This window comes from Dyadobacter sp. HNCC25DJ184, from assembly GCF_056895215.1.
This window is the reverse complement of the sequence record NZ_JBXHAQ010000021.1, coordinates 1-16,287: the sequence shown is the minus strand read 5'-3', so window position 1 is coordinate 16,287 and position 16,287 is coordinate 1. Positions and strand designations below refer to the sequence as shown.

8 protein-coding genes are annotated in these 16,287 nt (G+C 44.5%); all 8 read left to right on the top strand.

Annotated elements, in window-relative coordinates:
• Positions 1–28 precede the first annotated feature (28 nt).
• The 8 genes from AC1XUD_RS24245 (at position 29) to AC1XUD_RS24210 (ending at position 16,063) form a co-directional block, all read left to right on the top strand.
• The gene (locus AC1XUD_RS24245) at positions 29–1,312 is read left to right on the top strand and encodes a hypothetical protein (RefSeq protein ID WP_483363627.1); all 1,284 of its coding nucleotides are present in this window, start codon (positions 29–31) and stop codon (positions 1,310–1,312) included.
• Between the two features lie 3 nt (positions 1,313–1,315).
• On the top strand, positions 1,316–2,404 hold the full coding sequence (locus AC1XUD_RS24240; protein WP_483363626.1) for a serine hydrolase domain-containing protein: 1,089 nt from the start codon (positions 1,316–1,318) through the stop codon (positions 2,402–2,404).
• 33 nt (positions 2,405–2,437) lie between these two features.
• The gene (locus tag AC1XUD_RS24235; protein WP_483363625.1) at positions 2,438–3,037 is read left to right on the top strand and encodes a hypothetical protein; all 600 of its coding nucleotides are present in this window, start codon (positions 2,438–2,440) and stop codon (positions 3,035–3,037) included.
• A 23-nt stretch (positions 3,038–3,060) separates the two neighbouring features.
• Positions 3,061–4,512, top strand: a complete 1,452-nt coding sequence (locus AC1XUD_RS24230; RefSeq protein ID WP_483363624.1) for a S41 family peptidase — start codon at positions 3,061–3,063, stop codon at positions 4,510–4,512.
• A gap of 395 nt (positions 4,513–4,907) precedes the next feature.
• Positions 4,908–7,400: an ABC transporter permease gene (locus tag AC1XUD_RS24225; protein WP_483363623.1), complete on the top strand. Its 2,493-nt coding sequence runs from the start codon at positions 4,908–4,910 to the stop codon at positions 7,398–7,400.
• Between the two features lie 235 nt (positions 7,401–7,635).
• Positions 7,636–10,014, top strand: coding sequence for an ABC transporter permease (locus AC1XUD_RS24220; protein ID WP_483363622.1), 2,379 nt, complete (start codon positions 7,636–7,638; stop codon positions 10,012–10,014).
• Positions 10,015–10,300: 286 nt separating this feature from the next.
• On the top strand, positions 10,301–12,796 hold the full coding sequence (locus AC1XUD_RS24215) for an ABC transporter permease (protein WP_483363621.1): 2,496 nt from the start codon (positions 10,301–10,303) through the stop codon (positions 12,794–12,796).
• Positions 12,797–13,690: 894 nt separating this feature from the next.
• Entirely contained in the window at positions 13,691–16,063 is a 2,373-nt protein-coding gene (locus tag AC1XUD_RS24210; RefSeq protein WP_483363620.1) for an ABC transporter permease, read from the top strand.
• Positions 16,064–16,287: the final 224 nt, after the last annotated feature.

Below are 16,287 nucleotides of genomic sequence, written 5' to 3'. Positions count from 1 at the left end.
GTTTTAACAATTCATTTTTAAAAAAGCCATGAAAAATAAAATCAATCGAAGCTGTTACCTGCTATTGATCGCGTTAACAGCACTTCTCCCGCTCGGCTGTGAGCGCGAGGATATTGACCAGCCGGAGCAGTCGCCGGCAATAACTCCGCTGGTGCGGCCGGTCGGAATGCCGGTTGGGGCTGCGGTTACTAAGACCATTGGTCCGGCCGGCGGGTCGCTGCAATCTGCTGATGGGCGAATACGCATTGACATTCCACAGGGAGCTATTTCGTCAAACACTACGGTTGGAATAGAGCCGGTTTCGAATACCAACATTGCAGGTATTGGGACTGCATTCAGGCTCACGCCGCATGGGCAGACATTTTCCAAGCCTGTCAACATTAACTACTCCTGGGCCAGCTATGCCGACAGTGTTGGCTTGCTGCAAACGCTCGGACTGGCCTACCAGATGGCAGATGGGGTGTGGAAGTTTGTCGGTGCAGATAGCTTCAACGAGCAGTCCAAAACTGTGAGTTTTAAAACCACCCATTTCAGCGACTGGTCGCTGATGAACAGGATTTCCCTTTCGCCTTATAAAGCAAGTCTGGAAACCGGACAGAAACAGACCATCAAAGCGATGCTCTTTACCGAGGCCGACTGGGACAATTTATTCATTCCCTTGGTAAATAACCCTGGCGGTCCCTACAATGAGCCAGGCTATCCGGTGGGTACGCCAGCTCCATTGCCGTCCCGGTTCGTAAAGTCCTGGGAACTGACCGGTCCCGGTGATCTCACGAAGTCGACCCAGCAGACGGTGGAGTACAAAGCACCTGCTTCGGTGAACGGAACTGCCGAGGCCAAGGTAATTATGGAATTGAAAGCGCCGGTTTCAGGTACTTATTTACTGGTGTCCAATATATCTGTCATGGGGGACGGGTGGATCGAACTGAGCATTAATGAAGGAGCCCCGGTTCGCTTTCCTGCGTCGCCTGTGGTGAAAATGGGCTCCCGCTATATCCTTGCAAATCCCGAAGATGAGGGCGGAGGCCATTTTTTGCTTACCTGGAAAGGCGAAGTGGGGAGCCATGCCTATGATCTGGCCGCAGACGGGACACGGTTCCATTTTTTGCCGCCAGGAACAGGTTACAACAGCTGTTACATACCCGGCCCCAATATGCCTTTGACGCCGAGCGGCGGAAGTGTCAAGGTTACAAGGCTGAGTAACGGCATTGCTGAGGGCACTTTTACGGTGACTAACGTCGGTGTGGGTACCCAGTTCAAGCCAGAGGCTTCCGCCAGCGGGCGATTCAGGGCTAAACTTTTTACGCAATAACCCATGAAGAGAACAGCATTTTTGATAGCGACAGTCGTTATTTTCATCCTCGGCTCTTGCGAGCAGTATGAACTGGCACCTGCGAATGCCAGTGAGCTGGAAAGTCAAATCGCCGGGTTGGTGAGTACACGTGCCAAAAAGTTGCCTTTCAAAGCGCCGGTGGCCTGGGCTATGGTGAGAAACGGTCGGGAGGAAGCCACTTACTTCCAGGGCAATGAGGTACCGGAAGGCACTGTACCTGTGTCAGAGCGCAGCCTGTTTATACTGGCGTCCACTGCCAAACTCTTCACCAGCGTTATGGTCATGAAGGCGGTGGAAGATGGAAAAATACAACTAACGGCCAAAGCTTCCGATTACCTGGACTGGCTACCCGCGGCGTGGCGGCGGGTAACCATCAGCCAGCTGCTTTCCCATGCAGATGGTATCCCTGATGTTCTTGAAAACGCCAGTTATAAGGCTTTGCCGCTGGACACAACGGAATACATGGGCAGGAGGAAATACCTTTCCTTTGCCACAGAACTGCCCCTGCATTTTGAAGCCGGATCAAAGTCGCGTTATGGCCAAACAGGTTATGTTCTTTTGTCTGTAATCCTGGAAAAAGTGTACGGCAAACCTTACGAGGAAGTGGTTCGTGAGAAGATTCTGGCACCGCTGGCAATGACAGACACCTATTTCATTACTCATCGGTCGGAGGTCGTCACTTTCAAGCCCCGGATTTTCGAGCCTGATGGCAAAAGCTTCACGCCCGAATACGTTTACGCCGATTATGCCACAGCTGGGATATGCAGTAACCTGAGTGACATGATCAAGTTCTTCCGGGCACTTCAGACTAGCCAATTGTTGAATGCCCAGAACTTCAAGCGCCTTTACACGCCGCTAGCAGGATTATCGGGTTTTGCACTTGGTTGGGAATACCGCTACAAAGACGGCGAATTGATGGCAGGGCACAGCGGCGGCTTGTCGGTGGTCGTAATGCACCTGCCCGAAAGCAATGCCACCAGCATATTCTTGTCCAGCGCGGCCGATGAATCCATTCTCGAGACCGGCTATCAGGTGGCAGAGAAGGTAAAACAGTTTATAGATAACCCCTGATTACGCTTCATGCAATTGATCCAAAAAAGAAAGATGAAAACGATCATAATAATCATTTTAGTGGCCCTGCTTTCGACGCAGGTTCTCGCCCAGGCAGGAAGGCCGGATTTATCCCGCTGGTCAGTTAACCTGGAAGCCGTCACGCAGACCACCGGTACTTACGCGGGGTCGATCAGGCTTCCCGGAATAAGAATGCAGTTTTCGGGCCTGAAAGGATTACAACTGGGCGGCGAGTATGTGTATTTCGCAAAAAAACACGGGCAGCTATTTCAAAATGGAGCGCTCATGCGATATGGTTCGGGAAATGAAGCAGGATGGATGGCGGCAACATCGGTGGGGTATCGCCAAGGAATTGCAGCGGCTTTTCTGGAACTGCAGGCAGGCATTGGTTACCTGCAGACCACCTTTCGGGGCGGAAGGGAATTGCAGGGCCGTGAAGGTGATTTTTTTACAGAAAAATTTAAAGTCGGCGGATTAACACCCACACTGCTGCTCGGAGTAGGCTATCGCCTTGGCAAAAAATGGAAAATTTACGTTCGTCACTATCACCATGCACAGATCCAGACTGAATTCAATCCGGGCGGCGTGCGGCTCTTTCGAAGTTTGAATATGGGAGTTGGTTTAAGTATTTAGGGTATTAACTATTTAAAATAAAAATGAAAAATACCATCATGAAAACAATCCTGCTCCAAATGGGTTTCGTCTTTGCAGTCAACGCACAATCCTCAAATACAGGAAAAATATCATCGGCAGCATTGCTTTCTGATCTTGATATGCTTCGTTCCAGCGTGGTAACACTTCATCCGGGCTTCGGTCGGTTCGAGCCGCGTGAGAATTTTATGCATTCTCTGGATTCGGTCAGAGCGACGATCGCCAAAACCGACTCGATCGCCCTTCTTTCGTTTTTCAGAATAGTTAATCCCGTATTAACCAACCTCCGCTGCGGGCATACCAAATTTTTTCCACCGATGAAAGGCTTTCCATTCTACTTTTTCACAGACAAATTGATACCAATGATCGTACGTTTCGACAATAGTGGCGGCTTGTTGGTGACAAAATCCGGTTACCCTGAGGCAGTAGGAAAGTATATCAGGCAGATCAACGGGCAAGATATCGATACAGTTTTACGTGCTCTGCGCCCCCAGATGTTTGTCGACGGTTACGTACAGTCATCTGCCGATGCGCAGATACAGCAATATTTCAGTGCCTGGTACGCCAACTTTATTCAAAATAGCAGCGATCCATTTACGGTCGTTTTGACCGATGACACGAAAAACAGTATAACCCTTCAAATGACGGGCATTGACTATGACGCCTGGCAGGTACTCAATCAAAACAGCTCTTATCTGACGAATCATAATCACATTGCCTTCCCATCGGATACGGTGGCCCGCCTTCGGATCGCGAATTTCTACTCGACCCGAAGTGACAAGCATTTCCGGCGCTTTCTGGATTCGTCTTTTGTTGAAATCCGGAGCCGCCCGGTGCGTCTACTGATCATTGATGTCAGGGGAAACGAAGGTGGTAATGATGCGCTGGGGAAGGATCTCTACGCGTTCATCGCCCGGCAGGATTTTCGGTATTACGACCGTGTGGAGGTGAAAGTGAGACGCAAAAAAGATGTTCCGAATGGCGCGCATGCATACCTGCCGCGCTTCATTGGTATCGCCAGATTCTTTATAGATAAGGACTCCGAGGGTCGTTTTCGTTTCAAAAAGCATCAAAACCTGGGCATGCACCATCCACACCATAAAGCCTACGCCGGAGATGTGGCTTTCCTGATGGATGGGTTGAGCTTTTCGGTTACATCAGAATTCCTTGCCGTCGCGCGCAGTGAGAACCGTGGCCTGTTCATTGGGGAAGAATCCGGCGGGACCTACCAGGGAAACAGCAGTGGGGTATTTGCCATATACAAATTGCCGTCAAGTGGCCTGGATCTGGGAATTCCTCTTGCAGGTTACTATACAGTTCTTAAGCCCGGTTCGGCAAGCGGGCGAGGAGTATTGCCTCACGTGACTAGCAGGCCCTCACGACAAGACCTACTCTCGGGCAAGGATCCAATCGATACAGTCCTTGCCAATTCGGATAGTCGTAACCGGGGTCGATAATATATTAGGTAACAAGGGCAAAGAGGTTGAAGGGGCGGCTGACGAAAGTTGGTCGCCTTTTCTTTGACAGAATTTCGCACTGAGGTATCAAAAAGTCAGCCGTTGACCTTTTGACCGTTTAACCAGGAGATGGCTGTTCACTCCGAACACTTGATGTTCGATATCGGACGGTTACTTGAGGTCTTATGGTTTTAAATGATTGATAATAAGGTAGATATTTGCGGCCGCTGTAGTGGCACGTAATTTTCGTGATGGGTGGAAGCGGGGGTGAAAGGGAGGACAGACAAAGGAGGAAAGGAGCGGACGGATCTAATGCCCCGTAGATTTCATAATGCTTTGCAAGGTGGTGTATTAGTTAGATACAAAATAATAATTGTCGAAGAAAAGGAACTGGGATGAAGCGACTTCCCTTCGTCCTTTCCTCCATCGGCCTTTCCTTCTTTTTTTTCCCAATGCTAAAAAACTATTTGAAAATCGCATTCCGGAACCTTGCCAAAAGCAAGGGGTATTCCGCTATCAACATTGGTGGTCTTGCGGTGGGGATGGCCGTGGCGATGCTGATTGGGTTGTGGATTTATGATGAGCTATCCTTTAATAAAAATCACAAGCGATACGACCGAATTGCTCAGGTATTGCAGAATGAATTTTTTGATGAAAAAACTCACACATCTCGTTCTTTGCCTTATCCCTATGTCAATGAGTTGAAGAGCAATTATTCCGAAAATTTCAAAAATATCGTCGCTTCAACTCCACCCGGCGAATATATATTGACTGCCGGGGAAAACAAGATCTCGAAAAAAGGAGTGTTTATTGAAAACAAAGCGCCCGAACTGTTTACACTAGAAATGAAACAGGGGTCTTGGGCAAGTCTGGAAGATCAGCAGGCTATCATACTATCGGCTTCCACGGCCCGATCATTGTTTGGCGATGCAGATCCGCTTAATAGAATGGTGAAGATCAATACTGATTTTGATCTGAAGGTCACAGGCGTATATGCTGATTTACCTCAAAATTCTGAGTTTCATGATATTCAGTTTCTTGCTAATTGGGATTATTTCATTGCAAAAAATCCATATATGAGCGCAAAGAAATGGGACAATCATGCCATTTTGATATACGTGGAATTGAAGCCCGATGTGGACCTGGCCAAAGCGTCAGCAGCGATAAAGGATTCTGAAATCAATGTAATCAGGCATATGGAGGGCATGCAGGAGGAAGCTGCCACCAAACCCGAAATGTGGCTGAATCCAATGACTAACTGGCATTTATATTCTCAATTTGCAAACGGCAAAGCCGAAAGTGGACCTATTCAATATGTATGGCTGGTTGGCTTAATTGGCTTTTTTGTACTCCTTCTGGCATGTATCAATTTCATGAACCTGAGTACCGCGCGCTCCGAGAAACGCGCGAAAGAAGTAGGCATTCGTAAGGCGGTTGGTTCATTGCGCAGCCAACTGATCGGTCAGTTTTTTACAGAGTCATTTCTGGTCGTGATGTTGTCTTTTGCCATATCAATCTTTTTGGTGACGATCTCGTTGTCATGGTTCAACGATCTGGCGGCGAAACAGATGACTATCCCATGGAACAACCTGTACTTCTGGACTTTTAGTCTGCTATTCGTTTTCGTAACTGGGCTGTTATCAGGGAGTTATCCTGCCCTATATCTTACTTCTTTTCAACCCATTAAGGTTCTTAAAGGAGTGACTATGCATTTTGGCCGGTTTGCGACGTTGCCGCGTAAAGTATTGGTAACTACTCAGTTCACAGTTTCTATCTCGCTCGTAATCTGTACTATTATCATTTATAATCAGGTACAGTTTGCCAAAAAACGTCCCGTTGGATATTCCCGAAATGGCCTGATGATGGTTGAAATGAAGTCTTCCGATTTTTACGGCAAATTTGATTTGATCAGAAACGAACTTAAGAGAACGGGTGCAGTAGTTGAAGTCGCTGAATCCCAAAGCCCGACGACAGGGATATGGTCTTCAAATGACGGTTTTCGTTGGGAGGGAATGCCTTCCGGCGTTCTGCCCACATTTGCAACCCTCACTGTATCACCCGAATATGCGGAAACCGTGGGCTTGGAATTTGTGGCTGGCCGGAATCTCTCCAAGGATTTTGCGTCAGATACTGCTGGTTTCGTAATCAACGAGACCGCAGCTAAGTTACTGAATTTCAAGGGGAACTCTAAAGCTGCTGCGGCTGTGGGGCAAATCGTCAATTGGAAAAGTCAGTGGATGACCAACAATATTGACAAGCAGTTTAAAGTACTGGGTGTAGTGAAAGATATGGTGATGAAGTCTCCGTTTGAACCGATTGCACCGACAGTGTTTTTCCTGTTTGGCTCACCCAACTGGATTAATATCCGCTTGAACCCAAACCTCAATTCCAGCGAAGCTGTATCAAAAATCGGATCTGTTTTTAAGAGGCTCGTTCCAACCGCCCCGTTCGAGTACAAGTTTGCAGACGAAGAATATGATGCGAAGTTTCGGGCAGAAGAACGTATTGGAAAGCTGGTTGCATTTTTTGCAAGTCTTGCCATTTTTATTTCGTGCCTCGGTCTTTTCGGGCTGGCGTCTTTTGTAGCTGAGCAACGCACGAAAGAAATAGGAATTCGCAAAGTCCTGGGCGCGTCCATTGCCAATTTGTGGCAAATGCTATCCAGGGATTTTGTGGTTCTGGTTATCCTCGCATGCTTTATTGCGACGCCAATCGCATGGTTCGCCATGGAAACCTGGCTAGCCAAATATAATTATCGAACAGAAATCTCCCTTTCGGTCTTCGCCGTTTCCGGAATCGGAGCAATGATATTAGCTGTACTAACGGTCAGCTATCAAGCCATTCGAGCAGCTTTACTGAATCCGGTGAAATCGTTGAAAGTGGAGTGAGGGGAGATTGGAGGAGGAAAGGGGGGAAGAATGAAGGGTTAAGAGGAGGAAAGGGAGGAAGGATGAAGGGGAGGAAAGGTGTGTTGGATTTAAGCACGTGGGTTTTATCCTTACTATATTTTAATTAATTGATTATGAGATATAAATAAAATGTATGAGCCGAGGTTAGAAGTATGAGATGAAGAAATTTTCCTTCCTCCCTTTCCTCCACCCTCCTTTTTTTTAAAAAAATCCTATGCTAAAAAATTATCTAAAGATCGCCTGGCGGAATTTGTTGAAAGAACGACAGTTTACGCTGCTGAATCTGGTTGGGTTGTCGACCGGCCTTGCCTGTACGTTGCTGATTTATCTTTGGGTAAATGACGAGCTACAGGTTGACAAATACAACGCGAAAGATGCAGCGTTATATCAGATAATGGCTAATCATCACAGCAATGATGGTATCAAAACGATCAGCCACACGGCAGGCTTGCTCGCCAATTCTCTTGAGGCCGACATGCCCGAGGTTGATAAAGCGGTATCGGTCGTTCCGGCTTCGTGGTTTTCCAATAAGGGTACAATATCCGCGGGTGAAACACATGTGAAAGCTGGTGGACAGTTTGTTGGGAAGGAGTATTTTGAAGTGCTTTCATGTCCCGCTTTGGATGGAAGTCCTGCAGCAATATTTCGTGATAATCAGACAATCGGTATTTCGAAAGAGCTTGCACAGAAACTGTTTCATTCCACAAATTCGGTAATAGGAAAGTCAATCAAATGGGATCACGGCGAATTTAGCGGACTATATAATATCGGGCTGGTTTTTGAAGAAAACCCACCGAACGCGACCGAACATTTTGATATACTCTTCAACTTCGATCTTTTCGTTGAAAAGCGGCCAGCTATGAAATCCTGGGGTAACAGCGACCCGAGCACTTTTGTAATTTTAAAAGGTGGAACGGAGTTGGACGGTTTTAACGCAAAACTTAAAAACTATCTCGGTTCAAAACAAAAAGATCTTGATATTCAGTTGGTTGCGATAAAATATTCGGATAGATATTTGCATGGTCAATTTGAGAACGGAGTTCAGGCGGGGGGAAGAATAACCTATGTAAAATTGTTTTCATTGATCGCCGCCTTTATTCTCGTCATTGCCTGTATCAATTTTATGAACCTATCTACCGCGAAGGCATCCGGGCGGATGAAGGAAGTGGGTATTAAAAAGGCAATCGGTGCGATGCGCAAGTCACTCGTTATCCAGTATTTAGGAGAATCGCTCATGCTGTCGTTTTTTTCGCTGATTGTTGCGCTGTTGATTGTCCTGCTTATTCTACCACAATTCAATACAATAACCGGCAAGGAAATCGATATCGAGTTGAATAGAAATCTTGTCCTTACCGTGCTCGGAATCACAGTGATAACCGGCTTGCTTGCAGGTAGTTATCCGGCCTTCTATCTTTCAGGATTTAGTACTATATCAGTCTTAAAGGGAACTCTGAAAACTTCGCTCAGTGAATTGCTGGTTCGCAAAGGACTGGTGGTGTTTCAGTTTGTTGTGTCTGTGATATTCATTGTTTCGGTACTCGTTGTTTACAAACAGATTGAATATATCCAGAGTAAAAATCTTGGCTATAGTCGCGAGAATGTGATCCATTTTGAAATACCGATGGAAATGGATTCAGTTAGTTTGCGGGCATCTGACGCATTTTTGAATGAAGTAAAAAACCTGCCGGGTGTGGCAAGCGCATCGAGTTATTATCACAACTTAACAGGCGCACATGGATCGATTTCAGGATTTCAATGGCCTGGAAAAGAGCCCGATAAGGATATTGATTTTGCCAATTTGGAAGTTGGATTCAATTTTATAGAAACGATTGGAATCAAACTGAAAGAGGGTCGTGGTTTTACCGAAAACGAAAATGCGAGCCATGAAATCATATTCAACGAATCGGCCATTAAGGCGATGGGACTAAAAGATCCGATTGGAAAAACAGTAAAATTCTGGGATCAGGAACGACAGATTGTCGGCGTTGTGAAGGATTTCAATTTTGAGTCTTTGTATCAAACAGTGAAACCCTGCTTTTTTCAGGCATATCCGGTCATGCCGAATATCATGGTCAAGATTCAAAAGGGAGCTGAAATACAGGCGCTTGCCCAAATAGAGAAGACCTATCAGGCGCACTATAAGGGCAATGTATTTGAATATCAATTTTTAGATGAAAATTATAAGGCGCTCTATATCAGCGAACAACGGATAGGCGTTCTTTCCAGATATTTTGCAGGGCTAGCGATTCTTATTTCTTGTCTGGGACTGTTTGGTCTGGCTGCTTTCACCGCTCAACGTCGTCAGAAAGAGATTGGCGTAAGAAAAGTGGTCGGAGCTACAGTAGGAGATGTGACGATGCTATTGTCGACCGATTTCCTGAAACTGATCCTTATCGCAATGGCGATAGCGTTTCCTTTGATCGGATATATACTCAACCAATGGCTGCACGAATTCGCTTATCGAATCAATCTCGACCCTGGCATATTCATCATTTCCGGCCTGGCTATTAGCTTCCTGGCTCTTACAACAGTAGGGTATCAAGCCGTAAAAGCAGCATTGATGGACCCCGTTAAGAGCTTGAGATCTGAATAAAAGGAGGAAGGAGAGCGAAGGGAGGCGGCTTTTAGGGTTTTTCGCATATAAGAAACGAGTAGCAGAGTTGCAATAATAGAATTAGAACACTAGATATCATTGAACTGATTATGGCAGGAACAGGAAAGTAGGCTAGGTTGATCGCGATCCCTTGTCCCTTTCCTAACCTCAAAATAATGAAAACACTAACTCTGGACTTGTTGGAGGGTGTCTCCTGAACCGCTTAACCTTTAACCATTCGCCTTTAATCCTTAACCCATTCACTCTTAACCCATTACTTCCAGCCATGTCACTTAGTTCATCAACCATTCTCACTTTCTTCGAAAATTATGTGAAAATTGCGCGTCGTAGTCTTTGGAGAAATAAGGCCTTTTCTGCTATCAACATTTTTGGTTTGGCTATCGGCATTGCTGCCTGCTTTTTCGTTTTTCAATATGTCTATTTCGAATCGAGTTATGACCGGTTTAATGAAAATGCGGGTAACATATATCGTGTTCCGATTTCATATTCAGGAAGTATGGCTAACGTACCGACTACTGCTGCGAACCATCCTGCGGTCGGACCTGCGATGAAAGCCGATTTTCCCGAAGTGCTGGATTTTGTGAGACTTGTAAATGTATCGTTGTTTATGAACGCCTCAACGATGACGTATTCGGATGGAAAAGGAGAACCAAAAACATTTAATGAGGGAAAGATCTTCATCGCCGACGATTCTTTTTTTAGGATATTCTCCTATCCGATGATCGAAGGCGACCGAAAAACTTGTCTGAAAGACGCCAGTTCAATTGTGATTTCGTCATCTGTCGCTAAAAAATATTTTGGAACTAAAAGTGCTATCGGGCAGACTTTGAAGCTGAACGGACGTATGCCGATGAAGGTGACCGGCGTATTTAAGGATATTCCTGAAAACTCGCATATCAAATTTGACATGTTACTGTCGTTCTCGACAGTGGGCGACAAGTGGGGGTATACCGAATGGACATGGCCTGAGTTTTACAATTACGTTGTTTTGGCACCCGGTACGGATGTGAAAAAACTCGAAGCCAAGTTCCCGGCTTTTATTGAGAAATATCTGGGGGCAAAGATGAAGGAGCTCGACTTTAAATGCGCGGTCCATTTACAACCGATTTTGGATATTCACCTGAACTCAAATCTTCTGAAAGAACCCGAAGCCAATGGTAGTCAAAAAGAAATTTACTTTCTGAGCATAATCGGTGTTTTCATCCTCTTTATTGCCTGGATCAACTATATCAATCTCTCAACGGCTAAGTCGATGGAGCGGGCAAAGGAGGTTGGATTGCGAAAGGTAGTGGGTGCGGTTAAAAATCAGCTGGTCGTTCAATTTTTATTGGAATCGTTCATTATCAATTTCTTAGCCCTTATAGTAGCCTCGGGTTTGGTATTTTTTTTCATTCCGTTTTTTAACCAATTTATCGGAAAGGACATCAGCACCGGCTTTTTTGTAAATGGTTTGGGAAGTGAACCGAAGTTTTGGGCCGGGATTTTTGCCGTGTTTGTTTTCGGTGGATTGTTGGTTGGCGCTTATCCGGCATTTGTTCTATCCTCATTTATGCCCGCCAAAGTTTTAAAGGGGCTGATCTCACAGGCGAGTTCCGGAATATCATTGAGGCGAGTGCTGGTTTCATTTCAGTTTGTACTATCCATCATTTTGATCGCGTCTACCTTCTTGGTTTTCAAGCAGTTCAACTATATGAGGAATGAGAGTCTGGGATATAAAAAAGATCAGTTGTTGATCGTGAAAGCTCCCGCCATTATAGATTCAACGATCAGGGAGCGTTACAGTTACTTTAAATCCGAGATTCAAAGTGTCCCTTCCGTGCTGGATGCAACTACAACTTCAGATATCCCCGGAAATATGATCAAATATCGTAATTCCGTCAGAAAGGCAAGTGAGGATAAGCAACATAATTTTACAACCTATCTTATGGAAGTTGATAATCAATTTGTACCGACTTATCATATAGAAATGGTTGCTGGGCGCAATTTTGCGTTAACAGATAGTTCAGATATCAGTTCAAAAGTCGTCGCCAAAATTCTGATCAACGAAGAGATTGTAAAGGCTTTGGGATATGCGTCTCCTCAGGCGGCTGTTGACCAGGATATTGTATTTCACTTGGGGCAGGAAGATATTCTGTGCAAAGTCATTGGCGTCGTTAAAAACTTTCATCAGCGTTCGCTCAAAGAGAAATTTGATCCTATTTTGTTTTACTACCCGACATTCACAGGAAGTTATATCTCTGTAAAACTGAATGTCGCCAATGTCTCCAAAAGTATAGCCGATGTCGAATCTGTTTACAAGAAATCGTTTCCGGGAAACCCGTTCGAATACTTCTTTCTTGACGAATATTTTAATCAGCAATATATAGCAGACAGCCGATTAGCGAAGGTTTTCGGCCTGTTCGCCGCACTGGCCGTCATTGTTGCCTGTACAGGACTGCTCGGGCTGTCCAGTTTTGTGATCAAATTGCGCACCAAGGAAATTGGTATCCGCAAAGTACTGGGTGCCTCGGTTAGTGGTTTGTTGGTACTGATATCCAAAGATTTTGTGAAACTTGTCGGAATTGCATCTCTGGTAGCTATTCCGGTAGTATACTTCGCTGCCCGTTCCTGGCTGGATAATTATGCTTTCCATATCGGATTAAGTTGGACAATCTTTATTTTCCCGCCAGTTTTACTTCTTGCCCTTACGTTGATAACAATTTGTGTTCAGAGTATGAAAGCAGCACTCGCCAATCCAGTGAAAAGTCTGAAGACGGAGTGACGACGTGAAGAAATTCGGAGCATATATGCGCTTATGTTGATTGTTTTATAAAATTATGATTTTCGTCATGTTTTGTTTCTTTTGAGCATCAATTATCGAGCGATTAAGCGAGGATGACTAACTGATTGTTGATGTTTAATAAGAAATAGTTTTATTGATAGTTCAAATATACTGTGTTTCTAAGGCCTTTTTATTTCTATAGAATGAAATTGAATGTGGATTTTAAATGATACGGTTATCAAAAAATTTAAGTAATTCAGGCATCTTTCAGGGTTGTTTTTTTCGAAAGTAAGTGTGGACGCTCAGAAATTTGAAAATGTCAAAATCGAGTTAAGACGGTGCGCGAAAATGGTCTATTTTTTCTACTATAGAAATTATTGATATTTTTTTGTAATAATATTTCGATTGTAAAAAATTGGTAGAGAATTTACCTTTGAAAATGTAAGTAGCATTTAGCTCCTGACATTCAATTGTAGAATATGCCGGATACAAACCGGTAAGGCCAAACCATGTAATTTTCCCCTCTTAAAGTCATGCCTAAAATATTTTCAACCTTGGTTGTTTATCTTTGAAGGCCATTTTTCGCATATTCTGACAACGTACTCTGGGTACCATAAATAGAATATGCGAGAATTGAAAAAGTCATTTCGAATAACCTGTTTCCTATTAAGGAGATGGGTTATTTTTTTGTTTTTACAAACGTCCACCATCGTTCATCAATGTTCATTATTGAACAGTTTTGAGAGTTGTTTGCTTATATATTATTGATATTCAGCAAGTTGCTTTTTGGGTACGAAATTTGCACCCACCGTTTGTAAATTGGTAAACAGTTGGATAGAGTATCTGCGGATCCTTCATTCAATGGCCTTTTCAGTACCTTCGTCCGTCCAAACCATGCTAAAGAATTATCTGAAAATCGCGCTCAGGAACTTGCTTAAAAACAGGACTTATTCATTCATTAATATTACCGGCCTGGCAATGGGTATATCAGTGTCAATTATGATCCTGATGTTCGTAATGCATGAGTTTAGCTATGACAAATTTCACAAGGATTATAAACGGATTTTCCGGATTATGGCGGCGGTGAAAATGGGGGATCAGACCATGCAAACCTTCAATTTTAGCGCCAAGCTGGGTCCGATGCTTAAGCAATATAACCCGCAAGTTGTGAGTCAGGTACGGGTGAGACAGGTTTTTCAAAAAGTCGTAATCAAAAGTCAGGACCATCCTTCTCGGGAGTTTTTTGAGAAAGACTTTGTATTTGCCGACCCCTCTTTTTTTACCGTTTTTTCTTTTCCATTGAAAGACGGAAGAGCCGCGGATTTGACAAAACCATTTACAATGGTTATTTCGGAAAGAGCGGCTCACAAGTATTTTGGTGATGAAGACCCGCTTGGGAAATCTTTGAGTTTTGAAGGGAAACATTTAATGCAGGTTGTTGGCGTAGTCGAAAATCCGCCGTCTAATTCCAGTTTGAATTTTGACTTCGTTGCGTCTATATCCACATTCCCTCAGTTGAGTGAAAGAAACAAAAATGACTGGGAGGTTGCTGGTGCCTTTAATACTTACTTGCTTTTAGATTCAGAACAATCGGTTAGGCAAGTCACCAATAATATCAAACGCGAAGGTTTGAGAACGAATGCTTTCAGTGCAGAAAGCGAGTATCATCTGGAAAATATTTCGTCCATTCATCTTGGGAACAATCTGTCCGATTCCACGAATAGTGGCCTGATCAATATATTCATTGGAGTTGCCGCATTGATATTGTTCCTCGCATTGTTCAATTATATGAGCCTTACCACGGCAAGGGCAACATTGCGGGCCAAGGAGGTTGGCGTTCGTAAAGTCGTTGGGGCCGGGCGGTCTGGCCTGATCAAACAGTTTTACATCGAGTCGGCGTTGCTGTGTTCGATATCCTTTGGATTAGCATTCGTTTTGATAAAGCTTTTACAGGAATCTTTTTACAGTGTTATGGATATCCATATCGACTCGACTTTCCTTTTTTCTCCGTCATTTATTGGTTGGGTTATCGGCCTACTGTTAGTCAGTTCGCTGATAGCGGGAAGTTATCCGGCTCTGGTTCTATCCGGTTTTGCACCGTTGGAAGTGTTAAAGGGACGGGTTATGAGCACGCAGGGAAGTGCGGGAGTCAGACGCTTTTTTATGGTTTTGCAATTCACAGTTTCGATAGCCCTGATTATATGTAGTCTGATCGTTAAGACTCAGTTGAACTACATGCAGCACAAGGATTTAGGGTTTCATAAAGATCAGATTTTGAGTATTCCTTTGAGCGCGTCTGCCGGTAAAGGTTTTTTTGCTATGAAGGAGGAAATCCGCGAAATGGCAGGTGTTAAGGAAATTGCCACCGCCAATTCGGGACTCTTCAAGCCATACAATATGTTTTTTCTGGAAAACCATAAAACAAAAACCAATGTGGGGCTGGTCACCATGACGGTCGATCCAGATTTTGTAAAAACACTTGGCCTGAAGTATGTGACTGGTTTTGAGAATAGTACATATAAGAATCGACCTCATTTTTTGTTGAATGAAGTGGCCGTAAAAGAGCTGGGGTTGAAACAGAATCCGATAGGAGAGAAGATACTTCAGGATGAAGAGGTGGCTGGCGTGATCAGGGATTTTAATTTCAAGTCTGTTCAAAATACCGTCGGGGCGTTTGGATTGTACGTGGTGAGCGATACGACTAATTTGCTTGCCGGCGAAGGCGCCCAGGGACTGCTTTATGTCCGGTTAGACCCTAATTCAGATATGGAGGAGAAGGTCACAGCCATCGGTAAGATTTTTAAAAAGTATGATAAGGAGAAGCCATATGAATATTATTTTCTGGACGATGCTTTTAACCAGACTTTCAAGACGGAAATCCGTATGTCTCAAATGTTTACTGTGTTTACGGGCTTCGCTATTTTTATTGCATGCATGGGCCTGTTTGGTCTTGTAGCTTTTACTGCCGAAACCAGAACCAAAGAAATTGGTATCCGGAAAGTACTCGGAGCGTCCGTTGCGGGAATTGTAGCATTGCTTTCCAAAGATTTCATCAAACTGGTAATAATCGCCATTATTTTGGCTATACCAATCGCCTACTATTTTATGGACAAATGGCTGCAGGATTTCCCATACCGCATCCAGATTCCAGTATGGATTATCGCTTCCTCAAGTATCATATCTATTCTTATTGCTTTGCTAACGATAAGTTTTCAAAGCATCAAAGCGGCGTTAACGGATCCTGCCGCAACGTTGAGAGGGGAGTAGGGGGAGGGAAGGCGGAAAGGGATGAAGGGGAAGAGAGGAGTAGGCGTCGAAAGGGAGGAAGGATTGAAGGGAGGAAAGGGTTGTGCTTCGAATAGGGTCGATCTTTTTTTGCAGAGTAACGCAGGATAGATGTCGTTCATAAACTAATTCTAATTAACTGATTGATTGTTAAATAAAAAACTTGAAGAGGCTAGCAGAAAAGGGAGGAGGATCGATATCCCCCA

What these genes read in the sequence shown, in the direction of transcription:
- AC1XUD_RS24245 (WP_483363627.1), top strand. Translation starts at nt 29, where the DNA reads ATGAAAAATAAAATCAATCGAAGCTGTTACCTGCTATTGATCGCGTTA.
- AC1XUD_RS24240 (WP_483363626.1), top strand. Translation starts at nt 1,316, where the DNA reads ATGAAGAGAACAGCATTTTTGATAGCGACAGTCGTTATTTTCATCCTC.
- AC1XUD_RS24235 (WP_483363625.1), top strand. Translation starts at nt 2,438, where the DNA reads ATGAAAACGATCATAATAATCATTTTAGTGGCCCTGCTTTCGACGCAG.
- AC1XUD_RS24230 (WP_483363624.1), top strand. Translation starts at nt 3,061, where the DNA reads ATGAAAAATACCATCATGAAAACAATCCTGCTCCAAATGGGTTTCGTC.
- AC1XUD_RS24225 (WP_483363623.1), top strand. Translation starts at nt 4,908, where the DNA reads ATGAAGCGACTTCCCTTCGTCCTTTCCTCCATCGGCCTTTCCTTCTTT.
- AC1XUD_RS24220 (WP_483363622.1), top strand. Translation starts at nt 7,636, where the DNA reads ATGCTAAAAAATTATCTAAAGATCGCCTGGCGGAATTTGTTGAAAGAA.
- AC1XUD_RS24215 (WP_483363621.1), top strand. Translation starts at nt 10,301, where the DNA reads ATGTCACTTAGTTCATCAACCATTCTCACTTTCTTCGAAAATTATGTG.
- AC1XUD_RS24210 (WP_483363620.1), top strand. Translation starts at nt 13,691, where the DNA reads ATGCTAAAGAATTATCTGAAAATCGCGCTCAGGAACTTGCTTAAAAAC.